Origin of the sequence: Stenotrophomonas bentonitica, assembly GCF_013185915.1 — a bacterium.
Classification (GTDB): domain Bacteria; phylum Pseudomonadota; class Gammaproteobacteria; order Xanthomonadales; family Xanthomonadaceae; genus Stenotrophomonas; species Stenotrophomonas bentonitica.
The window spans coordinates 69,418-95,283 of sequence record NZ_JAAZUH010000003.1 but is presented as its reverse complement, the minus strand read 5'-3'; the positions used below and the strand labels follow the sequence as shown (position 1 = coordinate 95,283).

Sequence of the window (25,866 nt, the reverse complement as noted above, 5' to 3'; positions counted from 1 at the left end):
GCACCGCCCGGGCATGAATCGGCGCCCCGACCCAACCATCGGCAGGGGGGCAAACCGCGCCCCGCTGTTAAGGTCCAAGGTTTGCACAGGATGGGGCTCGAACATGACAGGCACACACCGCAGCGCACGACTGATCGTGGGCATGGCCCTGCTGGCGGTCGCACCGCTGGCGCTGGCCGCGCCGGCATCCAAGGCGACCGCGCCGCAGGCGGCGGCAGCCGCCCAGGTCGGGCAGGGCTACCAGCTGCCTTCGGCCGCTTTGCAGGCGGTGGTGGACGCGCCACGCGCACCGACCCTGAGCCTGTCGCCGCGCCGCGACCTCGCCGCGATGCTGCAGAGCCCGCCGCTGCCGTCGATCGAAACCGTCGCCCAGCCCGAGCTGAAGCTGGCCGGGGTGCGGATCAATCCGGCCACGCATTCGGCCAGCCGTTTCAGCTTCGTCGACAAGCTGTGGCTGATGACGATTGCCGACGGCAAGGAGCGCCAGATCACCGGGCTGCCGCAGCCGCTCTCGATCGCTTCGCTGGCATGGTCGCCGGACCAGCAGTACCTCGCGTTCAACCAGGTGCATGCGACCAGCGGTACCAATGAATTGTGGATCGTCGACGTCGCCAGCGGCAGCGCGCGGCGCCTGCTCGGCGACCTCAACACCGTATTCGGCGACGGCTACGCCTGGCTGCCGGACAGCCGCGGGCTGCTGGCCACCCTGCAGCCCAAGGGCCAGGGCCCGGCACCGACGGCCGGTGGCATTCCGACCGGCCCGGCGATCCAGCAGACCCAGGCCGACGCCGGTGTGCGCGCGATCCGCACTTACCAGGACCTGTTGAGCAACGAAGCCGACGCGCGCCTGTTCGACCATTACGCCACCTCGCAGCCGGTGCGCGTTGCGCTCAACGGCGCGACCACGCCGCTGTCCAGCGCCGGCGTCTACCTCGACCTCGACGTGTCGCCGGACGGTCGCCACGTGCTGGCCGAACGCGTGCAGCGTCCGTACTCCTACCTGGTGCCCGCCGATGATTTCGCGCGCCGCATCGAAGTGTGGAACGCGGCCGACGGCAAGCTCGAACACACCGTGGCCAACCTGCCGCTGGTGGAAGGCCTGCCGACCGGCAACGACGCGGTGCCCACCGGCGTGCGCAACGCGAGCTGGCGCGCGGACGCCGAGGCCACCCTGGTCTGGGCCGAGGCCCAGGACGGCGGCGACCCCAACCGCGAGGCCAAGGTGCGTGACGCCGTTCTGATGCAGGCGGCACCGTTCGAGGCACCGCCGGTGACCCTGGCCCAGCTCGGCAGCCGCTACGCCGGCATCCAATGGGGCCGTGGCGACCTCGCCCTGCTCAACGAGTCGTGGTGGAAGTCGCGCGTGGTCAAGCAGTGGCGGATCGCACCGGACCAGCTCGACCAGGCGCCGCAGCTGCTGTCCGAGCGCTCCTCGCAGGACCGCTACAACGACCCGGGGCGTCCGGCGCTGGTGCGCGACGTGAACGGTCGTGCGCGGCTGCAGACCAGCAGCGATGGGCGCAGCATCTTCCTGCTGGGCCTGGGCGCTTCGCCGGAGGGCGACCGCCCGTTCGTCGACCGCTTCGACCTGGAGAGCCGCCAGGCCACCCGCCTGTTCCATTCGCAGGCACCGGACTACGCGCTGCCGCAGGCGCTGCTCGACCAGGAAGGCAGCTCGCTGCTGCTGACCCGTGAGTCGCCGGACGTGCCGCCGAACTACTTCGTGCAGTCGCTGGCCGATGCCGGCGCCGCGCCGCGCGCGCTGACCCGTTTCGAGCACCCGCTGCCGCAGCTGCGTGGGGTGAGCAAGGAGCAGATCCGCTACAAGCGCAACGACGGGGTCGACCTGACCGCCACCCTGATGCTGCCGCCGGGTTACACCGCGAAGAAGGACGGCCCGCTGCCGATGCTGATGTGGGCCTATCCGGGCGAGTTCAAGACCGCCGCGGCGGCCAGCCAGGTGACCGATTCGCCCTACCGCTTCAACGCGATCAGCTACTGGGGTCCGCAGGCATTCCTGGCCAAGGGCTACGCGGTACTCGTGAGTCCGTCGATGCCGATCATCGGCGAAGGCGACAAGGAGCCCAACGACACCTACCTGCCGCAGCTGGTCGCCAACGCCGAAGCGGCGGTGGACGAGGTGGTGCGGCGTGGCGTGACCGACCGCGACCACATCGCGATCGGCGGGCATTCCTACGGGGCGTTCATGACCGCCAACCTGCTCGCGCACACCCGCCTGTTCAAGGCCGGCATTGCGCGCAGCGGCGCCTACAACCGCACGCTGACCCCGTTCGGCTTCCAGGCCGAGGAGCGCAATTTCTGGCAGGCGCAGGACGTGTACCTGAAGATGTCGCCATTCAATTTCGCCGACAGAATCAAGGACCCGATCCTCTTCATCCACGGCGAGGACGACAACAACTCCGGCACCTTCCCGATGCAGAGCGAGCGCATGTTCGCGGCGGTGAAGGGCCTGGGCGGCACCTCGCGGCTGGTGATGCTGCCGAACGAGTCGCACCATTACCGCGCCCGCGAGTCGTTGATGACGATGCTGGCCGAGAGCGAGCGCTGGCTGGAGCAGACGATTGGGCCAGGCAAGGCGCCGCGCTGACAACACATGCAATTGAAACCATTTGCGCGACAAGGATCGCCGCGCAATCTGGGTTAGGCTTGAAGGATTCCGTTCCTTCAGGCCAGTGCGTCGCAGATGAACGAGTACCGCAGCAGCATCGTCTTTGCCACCCCCGACATTCCCCTGCGTGACGATGTGCGCCGTCTCGGTGCGCTGGTCGGCGACCTGCTCGCCGAGCAGGTCTCCATGCAGTTCTTCGATGATGTGGAACAGGTGCGCACCCGCGCGATCGCGCGCCGCGAAAGCGACGCGCCGATCTCCGACCTCAACGATGCGCTGGCCGGGCTTGCACCGGAACGCGCCGAATCGATGGTGCGTGCGTTCAGTACCTACTTCCAGGTGGTGAACATCGCCGAGCGCGTGCACCGCATCCGCCGCCGTCGCGACTACCAGCGCGCCGGCACCGCCGCACCCCAGCCGGACGGCCTGCAGGACGCGCTGCAGCAGCTGAAGGCGCAGGGCGTGAGCCTGGACGAGCTGGCGCAGTGGCTGCCGCGGATCGACATCGAACCGGTATTCACCGCGCACCCCACCGAAGCGGTGCGCCGCGCGTTGCTGGAAAAAGAACAGCTCATGGTGGCCAGCCTGGTCGACAACCTCGACGGCCAGCGCACGCCCGGTGAAGCCGCCGCCGATGCGGCGCGCTTCCGCATGGCGCTCACCGCGTCGTGGCAGACCACGGATTCCTCGCCGGTGCGGCCGACCGTCGACGACGAACGCGAACACGTCGGCTTCTACCTGGTGCAGGTGCTGTACCGGGTGATTCCGGTGCTGTACGAATCGCTGCAGCAGGCGCTGCTCGATACCTATGGCGGGAGCGTGCCGCTGCCACGCCTGCTGCGCTTCGGCACCTGGGTGGGCGGCGACATGGACGGCAACCCGAACGTGGACGCCGGCACCATCCGCAACACGCTCGATGCGCAGCGCCAGGCCGTGCTCGGCCGCTACCAGAAGGACCTGCTGCAGCTGGCCAGCCTGCTCAGCCAGTCCACCGAGCGGGTCGCGGTCAGCGACGCGCTGCAGGCCCGGGTCGCGCACTACCAGCAGCTGCTGCCGAAGGTGGTGTCGCGCCCGCGCCACGCCGACATGCCGTACCGCCTGCTCAACGACCGCATGCGTGCGCGCGTGCAGGCCACGCTGGACGATGCGGACGGTGCGTACGCCTCGCCGCAGGAGCTGGAAGACGACATCACCCTGATCCTCGACAGCCTGCACGCCAACAAGGGCGACCACGCCGGTGGCTTCGCGGTGCGTCGCCTGCTGTGGCGGGTGCGGACCTTCGGCTTCCACCTGGCAAGGCTGGACGTGCGCCAGGAGTCGAGCGTGCATGGCCGCGCGCTGGCCAGCGTGCTGGACGGGCAGGACGCGTGGGACGCCGCCGACGCGGTGACCCGGGCGCGCCGTCTGGCGCCGTTCGCAAGCGGCGAGCAGGCGCTTCCAGCGAGCACGGAAGAGGGCGGCCAGCGGTTGGACGCGGTGTTCGCCGCGCTGGCCGATGCGCGCCGCCGCCACGGTGCCGATGCGCTGGGCAGTTACATCATCTCCATGGCGCACGACCGCAGCGACGTGCTGGCGGTGCTGGCGCTGGCACGGCGCGGCGGACTGGTCGACGACAGCCGCGCGGTGCCGCTGGACATCGCGCCGCTGTTCGAAACCGTGGACGACCTGCAGCGCGGCACCGACACCCTGCGCGACCTGCTGGCCGACCCGGTCTACCGCGCGCACCTCACCGCGCGCGACGACGTGCAGATGGTGATGCTGGGCTACTCCGACAGCGGCAAGGACGGCGGCATCGCCGCCTCGCGCTGGGGCCTGCAGCGCGCGCAGGTGGAGCTGCTGGAGGTGGCCGCCGAGAGCGGCATCCGCCTGACCTTCTTCCATGGCCGGGGCGGCTCGATCAGTCGGGGCGGCGGCAAGACCACCGACGCGGTCGACGCCTCGCCACGCGGCAGTATCGACGGCCGCCTGCGGGTCACCGAGCAGGGCGAGGTGATCCACCGCAAGTACGGCATCCGCGCTCTGGCGCTGCGCTCGCTGGAGCAGTCCACCGGCGCGGTGCTGCGTTCGAGCCTGCGTCCGCGGGCGCCGGAGCCGCGCGAAGCGCAGTGGCGGCCGGTGATGGATCGGGTCGCGGAAAAGAGCGCCGAGGCCTATCGCGCGTTCGTCGGCCAGCCGGACTTCATGCAGTACTTCCGCCGCGCCACGCCGATCGACGTGATCGAGCGGATGACGCTGGGCTCGCGCCCGTCACGCCGGCTGGGCCAGGACGCGGCGCTGGGCAACCTGCGCGCGATTCCGTGGGTGTTCGCCTGGAGCCAGGCGCGCGCGGTGATTCCGGGCTGGTACGGGGTGGGCAGCGGTTTGCAGGCGGCGATCGATGCTGGGCACGAGGCGACCCTGCAGGAGATGGCGCGCGACTGGCCGTTCTTCAGCACTTTCCTGGACGACATCGCGATGGTGCTGTCCAAGGGCGACATCACCATTGCCGAGCAGTTCTCGCAGCTGGCCGGGCCGCTGCACGACACGTTCTTCCCGCAGATCCAGCGTGAGCTTGCGCTGACCGGCCGCCTGATCCTGGCCATCACCGGCCAGGACGCCCTGCTGCAGCACGACCAGCGCCTGGCGCTGTCGATCCGCCTGCGCAATCCCTACATCGACCCGATCAGCGTGCTGCAGGTCGACCTGCTGCGCCGCTGGCGCGAGAGTGGTGGGGAAGACGACGACGTGCTGCGCGCGTTGGTGGCGTGCGTAAACGGCGTTTCGCAGGGCGTACAGAACACCGGCTGACCAGGCGTGTCCCGTAGTGCCGGCCGCCGGCCGGCTCCACGCACCTGTCGGAAGCATCCGGAAGAGCCGGCCAGCGGCCGGCACTACTCGGCTGTCGGCGGGTTTGACGCGAGCAGCTCGCGCTGCCTTTGCTCCATCTCGGCCCGCAGCTGCCGGCGCAGCAACGCCGCCGCATTCCGCCTCCGCTGGTTGCTGCTCTCCAGCTCCAGCGGCGGTACCGGGGTCGGCCGGCCGTCGTCATCCACCGCGACCATGGTGAAGAAGCAGCTGTTGGCATGCCGCACGCTGCGCTTGAGGATGTCCTCGGCCACCACCTTGACCCCCACTTCCATGGACGAGGTGCCGGTGTAGTTCACCGAGGCAAGAAAGGTGACCAGCTCACCCACCGCGATCGGTTCGCGGAAGGTCACCTGGTCCACCGAGAGGGTGACCACGTAGCGGCCGGCATAGCGGCTGGCGCAGGCGTAGGCGACCTGGTCGAGCAGGCGCAGGATCGCGCCGCCGTGGACCTTGCCGGAGAAGTTGGCCATTTCCGGTGCCATCAGCACGGTCATGGTGAGCTGGTGGGATTTGATTTCGTCGGGCATGGCAGGAGTGTAACGCCGCAAACGAGAAGGGCCGCTTTCGCGGCCCTTTTCGGGTAGAGCCGGGCTCTGCCCGGCTGCACCTGGTTGCTGCCGGGCAGAGCCCGGCACTACCTCACTTCAGTTTTGCATCCGCACGCAGGGCGGCGGCGCGGTCGGTCTTCTCCCAGGAGAAGGCCGTGGCGTTGACCGTCTCACCGGCACCGTTGAGGTAGCTGAAGTCCTTCGGCTTGCGGCCGAAGTGACCGTAGGCTGCGGTCTGCTGGTACATCGGGTGGATCAGGTCCAGCATCTTGATGATGCCGTACGGGCGCAGGTCGAAGTGCTTGCGGATCAGCTTCTCGATCTTGTCATCGCTGATCTTGCCGGTGCCGAAGGTGGTGACCGAGATCGAGGTCGGCTCGGCCACGCCGATGGCGTAGGAGACCTGCACTTCGCAACGGTCGGCCAGGCCGGCAGCCACGACGTTCTTGGCCACGTAACGGGCCGCGTAGGCGGCCGAACGGTCGACCTTGGACGGATCCTTGCCCGAGAACGCGCCACCACCGTGACGGGCCCAGCCGCCGTAGGTGTCGACGATGATCTTGCGGCCGGTCAGGCCGCAGTCGCCCACCGGGCCGCCGATCTCGAACTTGCCGGTCGGGTTGATGTGGAACTTGGTGCCCTTGTGCAGCCACTTGGCCGGCAGCACCGGCTTGATGATCTCTTCGCGGACGGCCTCGATCAGGTCCTTCTGCTTGATCCCCGGGGCGTGCTGGGTCGACAGGACCACAGCGTCGATGGCGGCCACTTCGCCGTTTTCATAGCGCAGGGTGACCTGGCTCTTGGCGTCCGGGCGCAGCCACGACAGCGCCGAGTTGCGCTTCTTGCGGATCTTGGCCTGCTGCTCGACCAGGCGGTGCGACAGGTGGATCGCGGCCGGCATGTAGCTGTCGGTCTCGTTGGTGGCATAGCCGAACATCAGGCCCTGGTCGCCAGCGCCCATTTCTTCGGGCTTCTTGCGGTCCACGCCCTGGGCGATGTGCGGCGACTGCTTGCCGATCAGGTTCAGCACGCCGCAGGTGGCGCCGTCGAAGCCGACGTCGGAGCTGTCATAGCCGATGTCCAGGATCACCTTGCGGGTGACCGCTTCCAGGTCGATCCAGGCGGAGGTGGTGATTTCACCGGCCACGATCGCCACGCCGGTCTTGACCATGGTTTCGCAGGCGACGCGGGCGCGCTGGTCCTGGGCAAGGATCGCGTCCAGCACCGCATCGGAAATCTGGTCGGCAATCTTGTCCGGATGGCCTTCGGAGACCGATTCGGAGGTGAACAGGTAGCTGGACATCAGGCGTAATATCCTTTGATTCGGATGGAAAGATGGGCGCGAATGATACACGGCAAGTCGCGCCATTGCATTGTGGCCCAGCGAGGGTTGCCCGTGGTTAAGCCGGCGTGCCCACCGGCAGGGGCCGGTGCAGCGCGATTGGCCCCCAGCGTCGGGGCCCAGTGTTCCACCAGCGTGACAGCCGGGCGGCCCGTCGGGCGGGCCTCTGGCGGGTCTCCGTCATCGCCCTGCCGCCGGACGGTCACGTGGTTGCCGCACGCCGGGCGCAGGCTGCGGGCCATTCAGCCGCCCCGGAGCAAGTGCCATGCACGATCTCGAGCCGCGTCTGCAGTTCCGTGAAACCGCCTGGTGGGAGGGTGGTCCACCGGCCGAACATCCCGCCGCCGCCGGCCGCCCGGTCGCAACGCCGCCGGCGGAAGACGCCCCCTTTCCCTGGCGCCGGACCATCTTCCTGTCCGACGTGCATCTGGGCGCGCGCCACTGCCACGCGGCCGAGCTGGCCCGGTTCCTGTTCCGGCTGCGCTGCCAGCGCCTTTATCTGGTGGGCGACATCGTCGACCTGTGGTGGCTGGCGCAGCGCCGCGCCAGCTGGGGCGCGGCACACAGCGCGGTGATCGAGGCGCTGCACGCGCTGCGCCGGGCGGGAACCGAGATCGTGTACATCCCGGGCAACCACGACGCCTCCCTGCGCCAGCTGTGCGGGCTGATGCTGCCGGCGATGCGGGTGCGGCGCCGGGCCATCCACACCACGGCAGACGGGCGACGGCTGCTGGTGGTACACGGCGACGACTACGATGGGGCGACCCACTTCGGCGGGCTGCAGGAGCGCTTCGGCGACTGGCTGTACTACCGGATCCTCACCGGCAACCGGCTGCTCAATGCGGTACGGGGCCGGCTGGGCCTGCGCTACTGGTCGCTGTCGGCGTTCCTGAAGAAGCGCAGCAGCGCGGCCGAGGCCTACATCGAGCGGTTCGTGCATGCGGGCCTGGCGGATGTGCGCCAGCGTGGGCTGGACGGGATCGTGTGCGGGCACATCCATCGCGCGGCGCTGGTCGAGCGGAACGGGCTGGTCTACGCCAACGATGGGGATTGGGTGGAAAGCCTGACCGCGCTGGCGGAGGATGCGGATGGTTCCCTGCGGCTGATGGATCATCACGGGCAGACAGTGGTGCAGCTGGTGGTGGCGAGGCGGGCTTCGGTTTGATGGCGAGACACGCATGGCGTGTCACTACGCGGCCGGCGGAACCCACGGTGCATGGCTCGCAACGCGTAGCGACACGCCATGCGTGTCCCAAGCGGTGCCAGCCACGCCCTTAATCCCCTTCGCTCCCGTACCATCGGCCGATGGATTCCCTTAGCCAGATCGTTCTGGGCGGCGCCGTCTCCGCCGCCATCGCCCCTGCCGGCCACCGCCGCGCCGCCCTGCTGGCCGGTGCGGCGCTGGGCACGCTGCCGGACCTGGATGCCCTGCTGCTGGCCTTCACCGCTGCCGATCCGGTGGCGCTGATGACCGAACACCGCAGCTACAGCCATTCGCTGCTGGTGCTGCCCTGGGTGGCGGCGCTGATCTGGTGGCTGTTCAAACGCTACGGCCACGGCCGGGTGGCGCAGGCACCGGGGCGCTGGTTCTGGGCGATCCTGCTGTCCTTGATCACGCACCCGCTGCTGGACGCGTTCACCGTGTACGGCACACAGCTGTGGTGGCCGTTCACGCCGCCGCCGACGATGTGGTCGAGTGTGTTCATCATCGATCCGCTGTAAACGGTGTGGCTGCTGCTGGGCTGCATCGTGGCGTGGTTCGCGCGCAGCCGGCCGCTGGCGCAGAAGGCGCTGCTGGCGGGGCTGGTGCTGAGCACGGGGTACCTGGGCTGGTCGCTGCTGGCCAAGCAGCAGGTGGAGCGCGAGGCGGACCGTGCGCTGGCGGCGATGGGGCTCGGAGATGCACCGCGCTTTTCGGTGGCGACGCCGTTCAACACGCTGCTGTGGCAGGTGGTGGCGATGACGCCGGGCGGCTATGTGATCGGCGAGCGCTCGGTGGTGGCCGACCGCGGTCCGATGACGTTCCGGGGCTACCCGTCGAACGTGCAGGCGCTGCGGCAGGCGGCACACATTCCGGCGGTGGCACGCCTGAACTGGTTCAACCGGGGCTTCATGCGCGCGCAGGTGGTGGACGATCGGCTGCAGCTGAGCGACCTGCGCATGGGGCTGGAGCCGGATTACACGTTCACGTTCGCGGTGGCGCGCGCGGAGGGCGACCGCTGGGTGGCGATCGTGCCGGAGCAACTACGGCCAGCGTACGAAGGCGAGCAGGGCCGGGCACGCGCGAAGCGCCGCTTCGGCGCACTGTGGGAACGCATCTGGCACGCGCCCACGGACTCTGATCTTCCCGGGGATGCAGGACCCCGGTAGGGTCGCATCCCAATCGACCGCCGCGATAACGCCACATTCGATTGTGGCCGGATACTGATCGACGCAACGCCTCAATACACGGTGGCGCGCGCCTGCACGAACGAGAAGAAGAACACGGCATTCGGATCGTTCTGCACCAGCGAGAACTCGCGGCGCATCCCATCCACGGTCTCCTGGTCGACCAGCCCGGCTTCCAGCAACGGATCCGCAGCCGACAGCAGCAGCTGTTCCCAGAACGCGATCATGGTCTTGCGCCGGGCCGGTTCGCGGTTGTCGAGGTGGATGGTCTTGATTTCGGTATGCACGTCGCGGAAGCCGCCGGCGAGCAGCAGGTTGCCGAGCTTGGCGCCGACGAAGGGGTCGCCGCCGTGGTCGTACTGGAAGTCATTGAAGGCCATCCAGTAGCGCCAGATATGCGGGGAGTACGGGTCGAGCAGGAACGAGGCGTTCATGACTTCGGTGACGTACACGGGGGAGCCGGGCACGAGCACGCGGCGCACTTCGCTGAGCACGCGGGCGGGCGAGGGCACGTGTTCGAGCACCCAGCAGAGGAAGGCGGAGTCGAATTCGCGGGCGCCGAACGGGAGGTTGCCGGCGTCGCCCTGGAGGAGGCTGTAGCGCTCGCTGCACCAGGGGGTCTTTTCGAGGTTCTGGCGGGCGGTGGCAAGCTGGGCGTCGCTGAGGTCGATGCCGGTGACGTGCAGGTCGGGGAAGCGGCGCAGGAGGATTTCGGTTTGGGCGCCGACGCCGCTGCCGACTTCGAGCAGGCGCTGGGCGCCGCTGTAGTCGATGCTGTTGAAGATAGTGGATTCGAGCAGGCGGGCCTGGGTGACGAGGCGGTGCTGTTCGGTGTTGGAGAAGCCGTGGAGGTAGGTGGGGGCGGCAATCGGGGTCATGGCGGTCACATCGATCAGGCGGCGGACGACAGGGGTTCGCCGGCGGCAAGGGCGTTGAAGTAGTCGGTGGTGAGGGCGATCTGGCCGGCGGGGTCTTCGGCGCGGTTGACGACGGCGCGGAAGGCGGCATTCTCGGGGCGGTCCTTGGCGTACCAGCCGAGGTGCTTGCGGGCGATGCGCACGCCCTGGGGGTCGCCGTAGAAGGCGTGCAGGGCATGCAGGTGGCCGAGCAGGATGTCGCGGACTTCTTCGATGCCGGGCGGGGGCAGGAGGGTGCCGGTGGCGAGGTAGTGGGCGACTTCGCGGAAAATCCAGGGGCGGCCCTGGGCGGCGCGGCCGATCATGACGGCGTCGACGCCGGTCTGGGCGAGGACGTGGGCGGCTTTCTGCGGGGAGTCGATGTCGCCGTTGGCGATGACGGGGATGCGCAGGGCGGCCTTGATGGCGGCGATGGTTTCGTATTCGGCGGTGCCGGTGTAGTGCTGGTCGCGGGTGCGACCGTGCACGGCGAGGGCGGCGATGCCGCTGTCTTCGGCGATATGGGCGATGCGGGGGCCGTTGCGGTGGTCGCAGTCCCAGCCGGTGCGGATCTTGAGGGTGACGGGGACGTCGACGGCGCTGACGACGGCGCTGAGGATGCGGGCGACGAGGTCTTCGTCGCGCATGAGGGCGGAGCCGGCCCAGGCGTTGCAGACCTTCTTGGCGGGGCAGCCCATGTTGATGTCGATGATCTGGGCGCCGTGGTCGACGTTGTAGCGGGCGGCGTCGGCGAGCTGCTGGGGTTCGGTGCCGGCGATCTGGACGCTGATGGGGTCGGGTTCGCCGGCGTGGTCCATGCGGTGCAGGGACTTGCGGGTGTTCCAGAAGCGGGGATCGGAGATGGTCATTTCAGACGCAGCGAGGCCGGCGCCGAGCTGTTTGCACAGCAGGCGGAACGGTTTGTCGGTGACGCCGGCCATGGGGGCGAGCACGACATTGGGCTGGATGTTGTAGGGACCGATCTGCATGCGAGGCATTGTAGTGCCGGCCGCCGGCCGGCAACCAAGCAATCCCTTCCCCATTCAGTCCGATCAGGAAGCCCCTGATGCCATAGCTTCATCAGCAGATGCTTGACGGTTGCTTCCTTCGTCCCCAGCGCTGTTGGATGGTGGCTGGTTGACTTGCGCGTAAAGCCGGAGCCAGAGCCAGAGCTTCGGCTCTGCGTTGTCGCCTGGCTGGGCAGGTCGGTATGGGTTTGTGGGGGACGCCGTGAACCCTTCCATGGGGGCTAAGTCGCCGCATCCATGCGGCTCATTCCCCCACAAACCCATACCGACCTACCCTCGAGACCGTATGGGTGACGGTGGGGAGGGCCAGGTCAAAAGCAAAAAAAAAGACCGGCGTTGGCCGGTCTTTTCTTGTTCGGGTTCACTCGTCTTTTTTACACATCTGCCGGCGTGAAGTGCGGCATGGCTACTGCTGCGCCTTCCTTTTCGGTGGACTTGCCGGCGAACTGGTTCGCGAAGCGGACGTGGCGGGCGAATGCTGCGTCGGGGTCCTGGGCGAGGGAGGCGACCAGGGCGCCGTTGAAGGCGTCGCCGGCGCCGGTGGTGTCTGCCACCTGGACCTGCTCGGCGCCTACGCGGTAGTAGGGCTGGGTGTCGCCGCGCAGGGTTTCTTCTGCGTGGGAGACGAATACGCCGACGGCGCCGAGGGTGACCACGACGGTGCCGTTGCCGACCAGCTTGCGGCACAGGGCATGCAGGCTGGCGCCGTCGAGGGCGGCGACGTCGTCGGCGTCGATGCGCTCGCCGACGTGGCGGCCGAGCAGGGCGGCGAACTCGGTTTCGTTGGGGGTGAGGATGTCGGCGAGCTTGAGCAGGCCGATGCTGGAGGGTGCGTCGGCGGGGGCGGCGTTGAGCACGGTGGTGACGCCGGCGTCGCGGGCGATGGCCAGGGCGGCTTCGATGGTTTCGACCGGGGACTCGAGCTGGGCCAGGACCACCTTGGCGCCGCCGAGCAGGCTGCGCTGCTGTTCGATGTAGGCGGTGCTGAGGGCGGCGTTGGCGCCGGGGCCGATCACGATGGTGTTGCGGCCGCGGGCATCGACGTAGATGCCGCCGGTGCCGGTGGGCTCGGTGCTGGCTTCGGCGCTGAGGGCGAAGCCGTCCTGGTCGGCCAGGCCACGCGCCATGGCGCCGCCGGCGTCATCGCCGAGGGCGCACAGGAAGGTGGTCGGGGCGCCGGCGCGGCGGGCGGCCACGGCCTGGTTGAAGCCCTTGCCGCCGGGGCCGGTGCTGTAGCGGCCGGCAATGGTCGCGCCCGGGGCCGGGAGCGACTCGCAACGCCAGACATGATCCACGTTGAAGGAACCGACAACGACGACACTGCTACTCATAAAGTTTGTTTCTCTAAAGCGGATATCAGCTGAAATGCGTCAGCACGCCGGCGATGGTGGCCGTCATGAAGGTGGCGATGGTACCGCCGAGCACGGCGCGCAGGCCGAACCTGGCCAGGTCGTGGCGGCGTTCCGGGGCCAGACCACCAATACCACCGATCTGGATGGCGATCGAGCTGAAATTGGCGAAGCCGCACAGGGCGTAGGTGGCGATCAGGCGGCCTTCGGCCGAGAGCGACACGCCGGGGACCTGGCCGTTGACGATTTCCGAGAGCTTGGAATAGGCAACGAATTCGTTGATGACGACCTTCTGGCCGATCAGCGAGCCGACGGTGGTGGCATCCGCCCACGGGGTGCCGATCACCCAGGCGATCGGGGCGAGCAGGTAGCCGAAGATGGTGGAGAGGTCGGTCGGGCGGCCGATCATGGCCTGCAGGCCGGTGACTTCGCCGAACCAGGTCAGCGGGGCATTGAGCAGGGCGATCAGGGCGATGAAGGCCAGCAGCATGGCGCCGATGTTCAGGGCCAGCTTGAGGCCGTCGCCGGCACCGGCGGCGGCGGCGTCGATGATGTTGCTGGAGGTCTTTTCGACTTCCATCTTCACCGTGCCACGGGTCAGCGGGGTGCCGGTCTCGGGCACCAGCAGCTTGGCCACGACCAGGGTGGCCGGGGCGGCCATGATGCTGGCGGCCAGCAGGTGTTTGGCGTAGAAGGCCTGCTGCACGGGGTCGCTGCCGCCGAGCATGCCGACGTAGGCGGCGAGCACGCCGCCGGCGATGTGGGCCATGCCGCCGATCATCATGGTGATCAGTTCGGACTGGGTCATCTTCGCGATGTACGGGCGCACGGTCAGCGGGGCTTCGGTCTGGCCGATGAACACGCTGGCGCAGACGCTGGTGGTTTCGGCGCCGGACACGCGCATGACCTTGGTGATCGCCCAGGCCATGCCCTTGACGATCTGCTGCATCACGTTGAGGTGGTACATGACCCCCATCAGCGCGGAGAAGAAGATGATGGTCGGCAGCACCTGGAAGGCGAAGATGAAACCGAACCTGCTGGTGTCCATCAGGCTGCCGAAGATGAAGCCGGAGCCTTCGTTGACGAAGCTCAGGATCTTGACGAAGCCCTTGCCCAGCGCGTCGAACACGTCGCGGCCACCCGGTGCCAGCAGCACGATGGCGGCGAACGCGACCTGCAGCACGATGCCGGTCAGCACCAGGCGCCAGTCGACGGCGCGCTTGTTGTTCGAGAACAACCAGGCAATGCCGATCAGCACTGCCAACCCAAAGAGGCCGAAGCCAATCCTGCCCAAACCTTCGACCATGAGACTCCCCCTGGGGCGCCGCGAAAAACGGGAAGCCTAGAGCAGCGGCAGGGGCGGAGCAAGGAAAAGCGGTGTGTGGGGGGCGATTGGCCGCGATCGGGCAAGCAACGGCAAGGGGGGCGGCCGCCCCGGCTACACTGTCAGGCCGCGTCCGGGCGGCGTTCCGGCGCAGCACAACGCGTTCAGTTTTCCCTCTACCGCAGGAGAATCACATGCACTACCGCCGCCTGGGCTCGTCCGGCCTGAAGCTGTCGGCCCTCTCGTTCGGGGCCTGGGTCACCTTCGGCGACCAGATCGGCCGTGACGAGGCCCGCAACCTGGTCGCCTGCGCCTGGGACAACGGGATCAACTTCTTCGACAATGCCGAGGGCTATGCGCGCGGCCGCGCCGAGCAGGTGATGGGCGATGTGATCGCCGACCTGCGCCTGCCGCGCGACGGGTTCTGCGTGTCCAGCAAGGTGTTCTTCGGCGCGGTGGACGACCCCCGGCCGACCCAGCATGGACTGTCGCGCAAGCACGTGACCGACGCCTGCCATGCCGCGCTCAAGCGCCTGCGGGTGGACTACCTGGACCTGTATTACTGCCACCGGCCGGACCTGGACACGCCGATCGGCGAGACGGTGCGGGCGATGGACACGCTGATCCAGCAGGGCAAGGTGCTGTACTGGGGCACCTCGGAATGGTCGGCCGCGCAGATCCAGGAGGCGGTGGACTTCGCCCGCGCCCACAACCTGCACCTGCCGACCATGGAGCAGCCGCAGTACAACCTGCTGCACCGCGAACGGGTCGAGCGCGAGTACGCGCCGCTGTATGCCGACCCGGGCCTGGGCACCACGATCTTCTCGCCGCTGGCCTCGGGCCTGCTCAGCGGCAAGTACAACAGCGGGTTCGATCCCGACTCGCGGCTGGGGCAGGGCCAGATGGGCTGGCTGAAGGACCTGGTGCTGGGCGATGCGGCCGAGCAGCGGCTGGACAGGGTGCGCGCCTACACCGCGCTGGCCAATGAGATGGGCCACGCCCCGGCGCAGCTGGCGATCGCCTGGTGCCTGCGCAACCCGAACGTCTCCAGCGTGATCCTCGGCGCCAGCCGGGTGAGCCAGCTGGAGCAGAACCTGGGCGCGCTGGACCTGCTGGAGCAGGTCTCAGAAGCAGACTGGGCCAGGATCGAGGCCATCTTCGCGGCGTATTGATGACACCGAACGCGTAGAGACACGCCATGCGTGTCCCACGGGGTGCCCGACACCCCGCAGGACACGCACGCCCCATTAAAACGATAGGCATCATCTATCGAAATCGCGAAATCGATCATAAATATCTTCAATCAAAACGAGAATGGTTGTTGATTGTCAACTGAGAATCATTATCATTTGACTCGTCCCTCGCACGAGTCCAGACAATGAACACTCAAGCCGCTGTACTGCTGCGCCCCGAAACCCTGACCCTGCGCGACCGCCCGGTCCGCGCGGTCCCGGCCGAAGAAGTGATCGACAGCGAGGCCCTGCTCAAGGGTCGCCGCGAAATCCTGATCCAGCACGGCGACCGCTTCTATCGCCTGCGCCACACCAGCAACGACAAGCTGATCCTCACCAAATAACGGCCCGCCTCCCCCACGGGGTGCGTCCGCGCGGCCGCGCGACGCCCCTGGCCCGCCGTCCTGCACCGCTCTCTCCCCCTCGGCAGGTCGCCGGCGATCTTCGGATCGCGGCGCCGGCCGGGGGTCTCCAACCGTGCCCAGCCGAACCCCGCCAACTACATGAACCGTCCGACCGCCCTGAGTCTTGCTGTCTGGCTTGCGCTGCCTTTCGCCGCGCATGCCGCCGCCCCCGCCAGCCCCGACGCCGACGCCGCCGCGCGCGACTTCGACCGCGTGCAGGTCACCGCCACCCGCACCGAACGCGCGCTCAGCGACGTCGCCGCCACGGTGGACGTGATCGACCGCGAGCAGCTGGACAACCACCTGGTGCGCGACATCAAGGACCTGGTGCGTTACGAGCCGGGTATCTCGGTCACCAGCAGCCCGGCCCGCTTCGGCCTGGGCGGCTTCCGCATCCGCGGCCTGGACGGCAACCGCGTGCTGATCCAGACCGACGGCATCGCCATGCCCAAGGCCTTCGACATCGGCAGCTTCGCCGACGCCAACCGCAACTTCACCGACCTGGAAACCCTCAAGCGGGTCGAGATCGTGCGGGGTCCGGCCAGTGCGCTGTATGGCTCGGACGCGCTCGGCGGGGTGGTGGCGTTCGTCACCAAGGACCCGTCCGATTACCTCACCGACGGCAAGAACAGCTACATCGGCCTGAAGTTCGGCTACGACGGCGAATGGAACGGCCTGCTCGGCAGCGCCACCGCCGCGTTCGGTGGCGACCGCTGGAGCGGCATGGTCAACGTCAACCATCGCCAGGGCCAGGAAACCGAAAGCATGGGCGAGGTGCGCAGCAACGACCGCACCCGCACCGCCGCCAATCCGCAGGATCGCGATGGCCGCAGCGTGCTCAGCAAGCTGGTGTATGCGCCCAGCGAGGACCAGCGCTTCCGCCTGACCGTGGAAGGCAACGAAGACAGCGTGGATACCGACGTGCTGTCGGCGATCGACCACACCACCACCACCGGCATGCAGGCGCGCGACCACCAGACCCGTGCGCGGGTGTCGTTCGCCCACGAGATGGACAACGTCGGTGCCGGCTTCGCCGACAGCCTGTCCTGGCAGCTGTACCGGCAGGACAGCGAAACCACCCAGCGCACCGACGAGGCGCGCGCCAACCGCAGCACCCGCCACCGCGAGTTCAACTTCGACCAGCGCGTGTACGGCCTGCAGGCCGCCTTCCACAAGGCGCTGCAGACCGGCAGCGTGGAGCACGCGCTGACCTACGGGTTCGACGGCACCTGGACCGAAACGCGGCAGAAGCGCGACGGCTACCAGGTCCTGGCCAACGGCCAGGTCAGCACCACGATCCTGCCCGACGCGTTCCCGGTCCGCGATTTCCCGATCAGCAAGACCACCGAGCTGGGCCTCTACGTACAGGATGAAATGCGGTTCGCCGATGGCCGCTTCTCGCTGGTGCCCGGCGTGCGCGTGGACCACTACGAACTGCGCCCCGACGTGGACCCGATCTTCGCGGCCGACAACCCCGGCATGGCGGTATCGGACCTGACCAAGACCAGCGTCTCGCCGAAGCTCGGCATGGTCTGGCGCTTCGCCGATGACTGGTCGCTGTTTGCCGGTTACTCGCACGGCTTCCGCTCGCCGCCGTACGACGACGTCAACCTGGGCTTCACCAACGTGATGTTCGGTTACACCGCGCTTCCCAACCCGGACCTCAAGCCGGAAACCAGCGACGGGCTGGAACTCGGCGTGCGCTTCCTGAGCCCGGCTGCGTACGTGAGCCTGAGCGGCTACTACAACGACTACAAGGACTTCATCGAGTCGCAGCGCCAGGTCGGCGTCAACGCGCAGGGCCTGATCGTGTTCCAGTCGCAGAACATCGCCGACGCGGAGATCTACGGCGCAGAACTGAAGGCCGGGGTCGACTTCGGCGAGCTCAGCGCGGCGATGGCCGGCTGGTCGTTGAACGGCGCAGTGGCCTGGTCGCGCGGCACCGACAAGACCGCCGACGTGCCGCTGGCCTCGATCGACCCGCTGCGCGGCACGCTGGGCGTGGCCTACGACCGCGACAGCTGGGGCGTTGAACTGGCCGGCAGCTTCGCCCAGCGCAAGGACCGCATGCCCACCCCCACCGCGTTCCGCCCGGCCGGGTATGGCGTGCTGGACCTGATGGCGCACTGGGACTTCGCGCCGGGCGCGAAGATCAACGTCGGCGTGTTCAACCTCGGCGACCGCAAGTACATCGACTACTCCTCGATCACCTCGTCGCTGGCCACCAACAGCACGGTGACCGACCGCTACACCAACCCTGGCCGGAACGTGTCGGCCAGCCTCGCCATCAGCTGGTAGCCCACCATGAGCCGAGCCCTTTCCGCACTGCGAACCCCCGACCGGTACCTGCGCCCTGGCCAGCTGCCTTCCCCGGAACAGCTGGCGGCACTGGGCACGGTGCTGTGCCTGTACCGCCCCGAGAGCAGCGAGCTGGGCGGCTGGAAACATGCCGTTTCCGCGCACGCCTGCCAGGGCATGGACAGCGAAGGCATCCGCGAAAGCCTGTGCTTCGCCGACGCCCGCGGTCGCTGCTGCTGGCGGTTGTACCTGCTGCCCGACAGCGACTTCCTGGCCTGGGACCGGCTGGTGTCGGCGTTCCCGGCACGGCCGGAACCGGCCAACGATGGCGGCGTGGCCGAACGCCTGTGGCGGCGCCTGGCCACCCGGCTGGGCGGCGAACCGTGGCGGATGTGCGCGCTGCGCCTGCATGCCGGCGACGCCCAGGGCATCGCCGCCAGCGTGGCCTCGCTGTCGGCGCTGGGCGCCACCGCCGCGCGCCGCATCGCGCGGGTCGAGGGCGCCGACGGCGAGCTGTGGGTCGACGATTCCAACGTGGTACCGCTGCTCCACCATTCTTCCATTCGACATTCCTGACGAGACTTCGTAGATGAAATTCCAGACAGCCAGCGCGTGGTTGCTGCTTGCCGCCAGCGGCATCGCCCACGCCCAGCCCTCCGACCTGCAGCGCGACCACGCCAGCATCCTGGCGATGAAGGGCGAGTACATCGTCGACTTCGCGTTCGACGAAACCGTGCTGCTCAAGCCCGGCTACGAGCGCGCGCCGGCCGTGCGCAGCGGTGGCAACGAAGTGGTGATCGTGGTCGAAGACAGCCCGAAGCGGATCGTGCTGCAGCACCTGCTGGTGGACGGCAAGAGCGGCCACGTGACCAAGCACTGGCGGCAGGACTGGGTGTATGAGGCGCCGAACCGCTTCGAGTTCAGCGCCGACCAGACCTGGCACGTGCGCACGATCGACCCGGCGGTGAACGCCGGCGCCTGGACCCAGTGCGTGTACGAAGTGAGCGATGCCCCGCGTTACTGCGGTACCGGCCGCTGGGACTACAGCAACAACGTCGCCACCTGGACCAGCGACCTGAGCTGGCGTCCGCTGCCGCGCCGCGAGTACACCCGTCGCAGCGACTACAACGCGCTGGCCGTGGTCAACCGCCACACGCTCACGTCCAACGGCTGGACCCACGAGCAGTTCAATACCAAGATCCTGCGCGGCGCCGACGGCAGCCAGCAGGAGATCGCCCGCGAGTTCGGCTTCAACGACTACAACCGCACCACCGAGGTCGACTTCAAGCCGGCCTACGACTACTGGACCGCCACCGCCGACTACTGGGCCAAGGTCCGCGCGCGCTGGAACGGCTTCCTCGGCCAGGCCCCCGGCGTGCACCTGAAGACCAAGCTGGACGGCATGGCGATGATCATCCCGCTGTTCACCCAGGCCCAGGACCTGCAGGACGGCAAGAAGGTAAAGGACGCGCAGATCGACGCCGTGTTCAAGCAGTGGGTGGAAAAGGCGCCGGCAGACGCCGCGCGCTGACCCGCTGTGCAGCACCGGCGCAGCGTCCTCGGGGGGGCGCTGTGCCGGCGTTGCGTTGCATGATCGATTCATGGAGGTTTTTCCTCCCGCACAGGCAGCTACTGGCAGGACCTGCATAGAGAGGTCCTGCCTGCCATGCAACTTTCGAACATCGTCACCACACTGCTTGGCGCTGTCGCCGCGTTGCAGGGATCGCGCGCCGCCCCCGTCGACATCGTCCAGAACGATCCGCTGCCGCTGAACGGGATCTGCCACGGCACGCTACCGGCCGCACTGGGGGCGAGACTGGAGCGCAGCTACGCCCAGTGCGGGGAACTCATCCTCGGTAATCCCCGGTTGTTCGGTGACTTGGGTACCAACGAAGTCGAAGCGCTGTGCATTGCGCAGGCCGGGCTGGAAACGGGCTTCGGGCATGCGTTGCGGGGTCGGCCCAGTGAAATTCCGGTGATCCGTGAGGGACTGCACCGCCTCGCGGAGAGCCGGGCCGACAATCCGATGCTGCCGCCGGCCACGGCGGGCCACACGCTGGATGACCTGCGCCAGATCAACTACCAGGATTACCGTGCCAGCGCGTCCACCCGGTACAAAGCCCAGCTTGAGCGACAGGTGGCAGTGCTGAGCGCGCATATCGAGCCGCACCATCTCACATCGCTGGATGACGCACGTCGGGCATCGGCCAGGCCGGCATGCCGACGGGCGTGGCAGCGCGAGCTGTACAACTGGCTCCGCTCCGAGATCCACGAACGCAGGACGCTGGTGACCATGCGCGCCATCGGCAAGCCCGAGTCGATCAGCCGTGATCAGGTCGATGCGCTGCGCGCGGAGCTGGTGCAGCTGCGCTTCGGCCACAACGCGATGAAGCGGCGCATGCATGAAGATGCGTTGGTGGCGTTGGTGCAAAGGTCAAACGGCGATGCCGTCATTCCTTGAACATCAAAAACGCCGCCACCACGATCAGCCCGAACGCCGCGTAGTGGTTCCACTTCAACGGCTGGTCCAGGTAAAACGCCGAGAACACCGCGAACACCACCAGCGTGATCACTTCCTGCATGCCCTTCAGCTGCGGGGCCGAGTACACCGCACTGCCGAGCCGGTTGCCCGGCACCTGCAGGCAATATTCGAAGAACGCGATGCCCCAGCTGACCAGGATCACCATCATCAAGGGCGCGCTCTTGTACTTGAGGTGCCCGTACCAGGCGAAGGTCATGAAGATGTTGCTGCCCAACAGCAGCAACACGGGGTACAGATAAGCGGTAAACGACGGGCCGGGCATCGCGGGGGATCTCGAGGAGGCGAAGGCGCGGAGCATACCAATGACACCGCGCGTGACGCGTAGAGCCGGGCTCTGCCCGGCTTACGCCTCCCGCAACGCCAACGCCGGCGGCGTATGCAGGATCCGCCGGGTACCCCACCAGCCCGCCAACATGCTCAGCGCCACGCCGAGCGCGCCACCCAACAGCAGCGGCCCCCACGGCGGGCTGAGCTGCAGCTCGAACACCTGCCTGGCCACCACGCTGCCCAGCAGCGCCGCCGTGCCTACCGCCAGCAGCGAGGACAGCAGCCCCAGCGCCCCGAACTCCACCAGCACCGCCCCGCGCAGCTGGGCGCGGGTGGCACCCAGGGTGCGCAGCACCGCGCTGTCGTACCGGCGCTCGCCCGCAGTAGCCTGCAGCGCAGCCAGCAGCACCAGCACCCCCGCCAGCAGGCTGAAGCCCATCACCAGCTGCACCGCCTGGGTCACCCGATCAACCACCTCGCGCACCCGCTGCAGGATGCTGTCGATGTCCAGCAGCGAGATGTTCGGGTAGTCGCGGGTCAGTCCGGCCAGCGCCGGGGCCTGCGCGCGCGGCAGGTGGAAGGCGGTGATCAGGTTGTACGGCGCATCGCCGACCGCGCCTTCGTTGAGCAGCAGGAAGAAGTTGACCCGGAACGAGTCCCAGTCGGCCTTGCGGATGCTGGTCACGGTGAAGCGACGCTCCTGCTCGCCCATCTGCAGGGTGACGGTGTCGCCCAGCTTCATGCCGTAGCGCTCGGCCCAGCCTTCCTCGATCGAGGCTTCCGCCGCGGTGCTGCCGGCTGCCCAGTAGCGCCCGGCCAGCAACGTGTTGGCCGGCGGGAAGTCGTGCCGCCAGGAGAAATTCACCGGGCGGTTGGCGTCGTCGTCATCGTTGCTGTTGTCTTCGCGCGCCTGGCGTTGCGGCGGCCGGTCGTTGACCGCCAGCAGCCGGCCGGTACTGAACGGCTCGATCCCCGGCGCCTGTACGCCCAGGCCGCCGAGCGCATCCAGCACCGCCTTGCGCTGCTCGGGCTGGATGTTCATCAGGAAATAGTTCGGTGTGTCGCTGGGCAGGCGGTCGCGCCACTGCGCCAGCAGGCCCGGGCCGATCACCGAGAGCAGCAGCAGCGCGCACAGCGACAGCGACAGCCCCACCAGCTGCATCACCGCCAGCCCGCGGCGCCGGGTGAGCGCGGCCAGGCCGAGCTTCCAGCGCCCGCGCAGGCGCGGCTGCAGGCCGCGCAGCAGCCACAGCAGGGCGGCACCGGCGGCGCCGGCCAGCAGTGCCAGCGCGGCCAGCCCGCCCAGCACCCAGGCCGCCAGCCGCACATCGCCGGTGGCCTGAACGGTCAGCGCCACCGTGGCCGCCAGCGCAGCCGCGTAGACCAGCAGCGAGCTCGGCGGCATCGCCGCAAAGCTGCGGTTGAGCACGCGCATCGGCGGCACCCGGCGCAGCCGCAGCAGCGGCGGCAGGCCGAAGCCCAGCAGCAGCACCAGTCCGATCCCGGCGCCGGTCAGCGCCGGCGTGGCCTGCGGCAACGGCAGCCGGCCCGGAATCAGCCCGCCCAGTGCCTGCACCAGGCCGGCCTGCGCGGCCATGCCCAGCCCGATTCCGACCAGGCAGGCCGGAATCGCAAGCAGCACCAGCTGCAGCGCCATCGCGCTGAGGATGTCGCGCTGGCGCGCGCCCAGGCAGCGCAGCACCGCCACCTGGTCGATCCGGCGCAGCGCGAAGCGGTTGGCCGCCAGCGCGGTGGCCACGCCGGCCAGCAGCACCGCCAGCAGCGCGGCCAGCGAGAGGAAGCGGCCGGCCAGGTCGAACGCACCGCGCACGCCACGCTGCGCGTCGGCGATGCCGACGATGCGCAGGCCCTTGGCGCGCGGCTGCAGCCAGCCGCGGAAGTCGGCGATCGCCGCGCTGTCGCCGGCGAACATCATCCGGTACGACGCGCGGCTGCCCGGACCCAGCAGGCCGGCGCGGTCCACGTCGATCCGGTTGACCAGCAGTGGCGGGGAGAGCTGCATCAGCTCGCCCGAGGTGTCCGGCTCGGCCTGCAGGATGCGGGTCACGGTCAACGTGCCGGCGCCGAACTCCAGCGCGTCGCCCACCTTCAGGCCCAGCGCCTGCATCAGGCGCGGGTCGGCATAGGCTTCGCCGGCGGGCGGGGTACCGGCCACTTCACCGGGACCGCCCGGGGCGCGGCTGACCTGCAACTGCCCACGCAGCGGATAGCCGTCGCTGACCGCCTTGATGTTGGCCATCTGGCTGTCGTCGCCATGGAACAGCACGCTGGGGAAGCTGACCATGCGCGTGCTGGCCAGGCCGCGCGTGCGTGCTTCGTCGGCGAACGCCTGCGGTACGTCTTCGCGCCCGCCCAGGCCGAGGTCGCCGCCGAGCATTTCCGCCGCGCTGCTGGTCAAGGCCAGTGTGACCCGGTTCACCAGTGTGCCCACCGCCGTCATCACCGCCACGCCCAGTACCAGCGCGGCGAACACGGTCAGCAGGTCGCCGGCCAGGAACTCGCGGCGCAACGCGCGCGCCGCATGCCGGACCACGTTCATGCGCGGACGCCGGCAGCGTCGACCAGCCGGCCGCCGTCGAGCTGGTAGATGCGTTCGCAGCGTTGGGCCAGGCGCAGGTCGTGCGTGACCAGCACCAGGGTGGTGTCGCTGGTCGCATTGAGCGCGAACAGCAGGTCGCTGATCTGCTGGCCGGTGGCCTGGTCCAGGCTGCCGGTGGGCTCGTCGGCGAACAGGATCCGCGGCCGCGCCACGAACGCGCGCGCCAGCGCCACGCGCTGCTGCTCGCCACCGGACAGCTGGCGCGGGTAATGCCGCGCGCGATGGCTGAGCCCCACCTGTTCCAGCACCTCGCGCACCCGCGCGGCGTCCTCGCGCCCGGCCAGTTCCAGCGGCAGCGCGATGTTTTCCTCGGCGGTCAGCGCCGGCAGCAGGTGGAAGCTCTGGAACACGAAGCCGACCTCGCGCGCGCGCAGCTGCGCGCGGGCTTCTTCGTCCAGCGTGCCCAGCCGGGACCCGGCCAGCTCGATCTCGCCGCGGCTGGGCAGGTCCAGCCCGGCCAGCAGGCCGAGCAGGGTGGTCTTGCCCGATCCGGACGCGCCGACGATCGCCACGCTCTCGCCTTCATGTACCGTCATGTCGATGTTGTCCAGTATGTGGACTTCACCCTCCGGGCCACGCGCGGACTTGCCCACGTTGTGGGCGGCGATGGCGACGGACGCGCTGCGGGGGGACAGGCTGTCGATGAGGATTCTCCAATGTACCGAGCAAGGATGGGCCACGCGGCCCGGATGATGTGGCTGCTGGCAGGATTGGTGCTGTTGCCTGCGCTGGCGTGTGCCAAAGGTGCCGATACCCGCAACGCGGTGCTGGTGGTCGGCGACAGCCTCAGTGCCGCCCACAATATCCCGGCCGCTTCCGGCTGGGTGAACCTGCTTCAGCAGCGGGTCAACCAGCAGGTCAAACCGCCGCCGGCGGTCATCAACGCCAGCATCAGCGGCGAGACCACGGCGGGCGCGCTGACCCGCCTGCCGGCGCTGCTGGAAAAGCACCGGCCGTCGGTGGTGGTGATCGAACTGGGCGGCAACGACGCCCTGCGCGGGCTGACCCCGGCGCAGCTGCGCGGCAACCTGGAAAAAATGATCGTGGCCAGCCAGAAGGCGGGGGCCCGGGTGCTGCTGCTCGGCATCGACGTGCCGCCCAACTACGGCCCGGCCTACCGCGACCGCCTGCGCCAGGCCTATGCGGGGCTGGCCAGCCAGTACAAGGTGCCGCTGCTGCCGTTCCTGCTTGAAGGGGTCGCGCTGAAGCCCGGCCTGATGCAGTCCGACGGCCTGCACCCCACCGCCGCTGCGCAACCGCAGGTGCTGGACAACGTCTGGCCGCTGCTCAAACCCCTGCTGAAAGCGCCTGCGCCGTAACCTGTGAGCGGCTTCACATCGCGTCCACCGTCGATCCGGCATGTTTCACAAAGCTGAAGAAAGAGGGACTCCCATGCGTCAGACAAAGGAAACCTCCGGCCTGGTGCTGGTGGTCGAAGACAACCGCAATATCTCCGAGATGATCGGCGAATACCTGGAAGGCCGCGGGTTCGAGGTCGACTATGCCCAGGATGGCCTGGACGGGTACCGGCTGGCCGCCGAGAACAGTTACGACGTGGTGGTGCTGGACCTGATGCTGCCGCGCCTGGACGGCATCGAAGTCTGCCGCCGGCTGCGCAACGACGCCCGCAAGTCGACCCCGGTGCTGATGCTGACCGCGCGCGACACGCTGGACGACAAGCTCACCGGCCTCGGTTTCGGCGCCGATGACTACCTGACCAAGCCGTTCGCGATCCAGGAACTGGAAGCCCGCCTGCGCGCGCTGATCCGCCGCGAACGTCGCCAGGTCGGCTCGGAAGTGCTCAAGGTCGCCGACCTGGTGCTGGACCCGGTCAGCATGCGTGCCACGCGTGCCGGTACCGAACTGCAGCTGTCGCCGATCGGCCTGCGCCTGCTCACCATCCTGATGCGCGAATCGCCGCGCGTGGTGACCCGCCAGGAAATCGAACGCGAGATCTGGGGCAACGGCCTGCCGGACTCGGACACGCTGCGCAGCCATCTGTACAACCTGCGCAAGATCATCGACAAGCCGTTCGACCGTCCGCTGCTGCACACCGTGCAGAGCGCCGGCTACCGTATTGCCGATATCGCCCAGCCGATGAGCTGAAGCGACACGATGCCCCGGCGCTTGCCGGGGCATCGCCGTTGTTTGC

20 protein-coding genes and 1 pseudogene are annotated in these 25,866 nt (G+C 68.6%); 12 read left to right on the top strand and 9 right to left on the bottom strand.

Annotation, left to right across the window (positions count from 1 at the left end):
- Window positions 1–103: 103 nt before the first annotated feature.
- Complete coding sequence (locus HGB51_RS16385) at window positions 104–2,608, top strand: S9 family peptidase (RefSeq protein ID WP_070208733.1); 2,505 nt, start codon at window positions 104–106, stop codon at window positions 2,606–2,608.
- 96 nt (window positions 2,609–2,704) lie between these two features.
- Window positions 2,705–5,416, top strand: a complete 2,712-nt coding sequence (ppc, locus tag HGB51_RS16380; RefSeq protein ID WP_070208732.1) for a phosphoenolpyruvate carboxylase — start codon at window positions 2,705–2,707, stop codon at window positions 5,414–5,416.
- Between the two features lie 83 nt (window positions 5,417–5,499).
- Here ppc and HGB51_RS16375 read toward each other — a convergent pair whose 3' ends face one another.
- Both HGB51_RS16375 and metK read right to left on the bottom strand, forming a co-directional pair.
- Window positions 5,500–6,003, bottom strand: a complete 504-nt coding sequence (locus tag HGB51_RS16375; RefSeq protein ID WP_070208731.1) for an acyl-CoA thioesterase — start codon at window positions 6,001–6,003, stop codon at window positions 5,500–5,502.
- A 112-nt stretch (window positions 6,004–6,115) separates the two neighbouring features.
- Entirely contained in the window at window positions 6,116–7,327 is a 1,212-nt protein-coding gene (gene metK, locus HGB51_RS16370; protein ID WP_070208730.1) for a methionine adenosyltransferase, read from the bottom strand.
- Between the two features lie 304 nt (window positions 7,328–7,631).
- Here metK and HGB51_RS16365 point away from each other — a divergent pair, with 304 nt between their 5' ends.
- Window positions 7,632–8,531 (top strand): UDP-2,3-diacylglucosamine diphosphatase, encoded by a 900-nt coding sequence (locus HGB51_RS16365; RefSeq protein WP_084739065.1) that lies wholly within the window; start codon window positions 7,632–7,634, stop codon window positions 8,529–8,531.
- Window positions 8,532–8,671: 140 nt separating this feature from the next.
- A pseudogene (locus tag HGB51_RS16360) lies at window positions 8,672–9,736 on the top strand (metal-dependent hydrolase).
- Between the two features lie 71 nt (window positions 9,737–9,807).
- Here the strand turns inward: HGB51_RS16360 and HGB51_RS16355 are convergent.
- The 4 genes from HGB51_RS16355 to HGB51_RS16340 all read right to left on the bottom strand — a co-directional run bounded on the left by HGB51_RS16355 (window position 9,808) and on the right by HGB51_RS16340 (window position 14,333).
- Window positions 9,808–10,632, bottom strand: a complete 825-nt coding sequence (locus HGB51_RS16355) for a methyltransferase domain-containing protein (protein WP_070208729.1) — start codon at window positions 10,630–10,632, stop codon at window positions 9,808–9,810.
- Window positions 10,633–10,646: 14 nt separating this feature from the next.
- Entirely contained in the window at window positions 10,647–11,639 is a 993-nt protein-coding gene (gene dusB / locus HGB51_RS16350) for a tRNA dihydrouridine synthase DusB (protein WP_070208728.1), read from the bottom strand.
- 413 nt (window positions 11,640–12,052) lie between these two features.
- A complete protein-coding gene (locus HGB51_RS16345) occupies window positions 12,053–13,009 on the bottom strand; it encodes a ribokinase (RefSeq protein ID WP_102946407.1) in 957 nt (318 codons plus the stop codon).
- A gap of 25 nt (window positions 13,010–13,034) precedes the next feature.
- Window positions 13,035–14,333: a NupC/NupG family nucleoside CNT transporter gene (locus HGB51_RS16340; protein ID WP_070208957.1), complete on the bottom strand. Its 1,299-nt coding sequence runs from the start codon at window positions 14,331–14,333 to the stop codon at window positions 13,035–13,037.
- Window positions 14,334–14,545: 212 nt separating this feature from the next.
- Here HGB51_RS16340 and HGB51_RS16335 point away from each other — a divergent pair, with 212 nt between their 5' ends.
- The 6 genes from HGB51_RS16335 (at window position 14,546) to HGB51_RS16310 (ending at window position 20,746) form a co-directional block, all read left to right on the top strand.
- On the top strand, window positions 14,546–15,523 hold the full coding sequence (locus HGB51_RS16335) for a potassium channel beta subunit family protein (RefSeq protein WP_070208958.1): 978 nt from the start codon (window positions 14,546–14,548) through the stop codon (window positions 15,521–15,523).
- Window positions 15,524–15,729: 206 nt separating this feature from the next.
- Window positions 15,730–15,927, top strand: coding sequence for a hemin uptake protein HemP (hemP, locus tag HGB51_RS16330; protein WP_068849295.1), 198 nt, complete (start codon window positions 15,730–15,732; stop codon window positions 15,925–15,927).
- A 159-nt stretch (window positions 15,928–16,086) separates the two neighbouring features.
- The gene (locus HGB51_RS16325; RefSeq protein WP_070208959.1) at window positions 16,087–18,285 is read left to right on the top strand and encodes a TonB-dependent hemoglobin/transferrin/lactoferrin family receptor; all 2,199 of its coding nucleotides are present in this window, start codon (window positions 16,087–16,089) and stop codon (window positions 18,283–18,285) included.
- Between the two features lie 6 nt (window positions 18,286–18,291).
- Window positions 18,292–18,861, top strand: a complete 570-nt coding sequence (locus tag HGB51_RS16320; protein ID WP_070208960.1) for a ChuX/HutX family heme-like substrate-binding protein — start codon at window positions 18,292–18,294, stop codon at window positions 18,859–18,861.
- Window positions 18,862–18,874: 13 nt separating this feature from the next.
- Complete coding sequence (locus HGB51_RS16315; protein ID WP_070208961.1) at window positions 18,875–19,816, top strand: DUF6607 family protein; 942 nt, start codon at window positions 18,875–18,877, stop codon at window positions 19,814–19,816.
- Between the two features lie 135 nt (window positions 19,817–19,951).
- Window positions 19,952–20,746, top strand: a complete 795-nt coding sequence (locus HGB51_RS16310) for a hypothetical protein (RefSeq protein WP_070208962.1) — start codon at window positions 19,952–19,954, stop codon at window positions 20,744–20,746.
- On the opposite strand, the gene HGB51_RS16305 is transcribed toward HGB51_RS16310, so the two are convergent.
- From HGB51_RS16305 to HGB51_RS16295, 3 genes are all read right to left on the bottom strand, one after another.
- Window positions 20,736–21,089, bottom strand: coding sequence for a DMT family protein (locus tag HGB51_RS16305; RefSeq protein WP_070208963.1), 354 nt, complete (start codon window positions 21,087–21,089; stop codon window positions 20,736–20,738). The genes HGB51_RS16310 and HGB51_RS16305 overlap by 11 nt on opposite strands.
- Before the next feature lie 81 nt (window positions 21,090–21,170).
- Window positions 21,171–23,654: an ABC transporter permease gene (locus HGB51_RS16300; RefSeq protein WP_070208964.1), complete on the bottom strand. Its 2,484-nt coding sequence runs from the start codon at window positions 23,652–23,654 to the stop codon at window positions 21,171–21,173.
- Window positions 23,651–24,250, bottom strand: coding sequence for an ABC transporter ATP-binding protein (locus tag HGB51_RS16295; protein WP_070208973.1), 600 nt, complete (start codon window positions 24,248–24,250; stop codon window positions 23,651–23,653). Before HGB51_RS16295 ends, HGB51_RS16300 begins: the two co-directional genes overlap by 4 nt.
- Before the next feature lie 120 nt (window positions 24,251–24,370).
- Between HGB51_RS16295 and HGB51_RS16290 the strand changes: the two genes are divergently transcribed.
- The gene (locus HGB51_RS16290) at window positions 24,371–25,033 is read left to right on the top strand and encodes an arylesterase (RefSeq protein ID WP_216666884.1); all 663 of its coding nucleotides are present in this window, start codon (window positions 24,371–24,373) and stop codon (window positions 25,031–25,033) included.
- A 73-nt stretch (window positions 25,034–25,106) separates the two neighbouring features.
- Window positions 25,107–25,820 (top strand): response regulator transcription factor, encoded by a 714-nt coding sequence (locus HGB51_RS16285; protein ID WP_019182442.1) that lies wholly within the window; start codon window positions 25,107–25,109, stop codon window positions 25,818–25,820.
- Window positions 25,821–25,866: the final 46 nt, after the last annotated feature.

Bases quoted from the DNA above. Each gene is read 5' to 3' on its own strand.
- HGB51_RS16385 (WP_070208733.1), top strand. From the start codon at position 104: ATGACAGGCACACACCGCAGCGCACGACTGATCGTGGGCATGGCCCTG.
- ppc (WP_070208732.1), top strand. From the start codon at position 2,705: ATGAACGAGTACCGCAGCAGCATCGTCTTTGCCACCCCCGACATTCCC.
- HGB51_RS16375 (WP_070208731.1), bottom strand. From the start codon at position 6,003: ATGCCCGACGAAATCAAATCCCACCAGCTCACCATGACCGTGCTGATG.
- metK (WP_070208730.1), bottom strand. From the start codon at position 7,327: ATGTCCAGCTACCTGTTCACCTCCGAATCGGTCTCCGAAGGCCATCCG.
- HGB51_RS16365 (WP_084739065.1), top strand. From the start codon at position 7,632: ATGCACGATCTCGAGCCGCGTCTGCAGTTCCGTGAAACCGCCTGGTGG.
- HGB51_RS16355 (WP_070208729.1), bottom strand. From the start codon at position 10,632: ATGACCCCGATTGCCGCCCCCACCTACCTCCACGGCTTCTCCAACACC.
- dusB (WP_070208728.1), bottom strand. From the start codon at position 11,639: ATGCAGATCGGTCCCTACAACATCCAGCCCAATGTCGTGCTCGCCCCC.
- HGB51_RS16345 (WP_102946407.1), bottom strand. From the start codon at position 13,009: ATGAGTAGCAGTGTCGTCGTTGTCGGTTCCTTCAACGTGGATCATGTC.
- HGB51_RS16340 (WP_070208957.1), bottom strand. From the start codon at position 14,333: ATGGTCGAAGGTTTGGGCAGGATTGGCTTCGGCCTCTTTGGGTTGGCA.
- HGB51_RS16335 (WP_070208958.1), top strand. From the start codon at position 14,546: ATGCACTACCGCCGCCTGGGCTCGTCCGGCCTGAAGCTGTCGGCCCTC.
- hemP (WP_068849295.1), top strand. From the start codon at position 15,730: ATGAACACTCAAGCCGCTGTACTGCTGCGCCCCGAAACCCTGACCCTG.
- HGB51_RS16325 (WP_070208959.1), top strand. From the start codon at position 16,087: ATGAACCGTCCGACCGCCCTGAGTCTTGCTGTCTGGCTTGCGCTGCCT.
- HGB51_RS16320 (WP_070208960.1), top strand. From the start codon at position 18,292: ATGAGCCGAGCCCTTTCCGCACTGCGAACCCCCGACCGGTACCTGCGC.
- HGB51_RS16315 (WP_070208961.1), top strand. From the start codon at position 18,875: ATGAAATTCCAGACAGCCAGCGCGTGGTTGCTGCTTGCCGCCAGCGGC.
- HGB51_RS16310 (WP_070208962.1), top strand. From the start codon at position 19,952: ATGCAACTTTCGAACATCGTCACCACACTGCTTGGCGCTGTCGCCGCG.
- HGB51_RS16305 (WP_070208963.1), bottom strand. From the start codon at position 21,089: ATGCCCGGCCCGTCGTTTACCGCTTATCTGTACCCCGTGTTGCTGCTG.
- HGB51_RS16300 (WP_070208964.1), bottom strand. From the start codon at position 23,654: ATGAACGTGGTCCGGCATGCGGCGCGCGCGTTGCGCCGCGAGTTCCTG.
- HGB51_RS16295 (WP_070208973.1), bottom strand. From the start codon at position 24,250: ATGACGGTACATGAAGGCGAGAGCGTGGCGATCGTCGGCGCGTCCGGA.
- HGB51_RS16290 (WP_216666884.1), top strand. From the start codon at position 24,371: ATGTACCGAGCAAGGATGGGCCACGCGGCCCGGATGATGTGGCTGCTG.
- HGB51_RS16285 (WP_019182442.1), top strand. From the start codon at position 25,107: ATGCGTCAGACAAAGGAAACCTCCGGCCTGGTGCTGGTGGTCGAAGAC.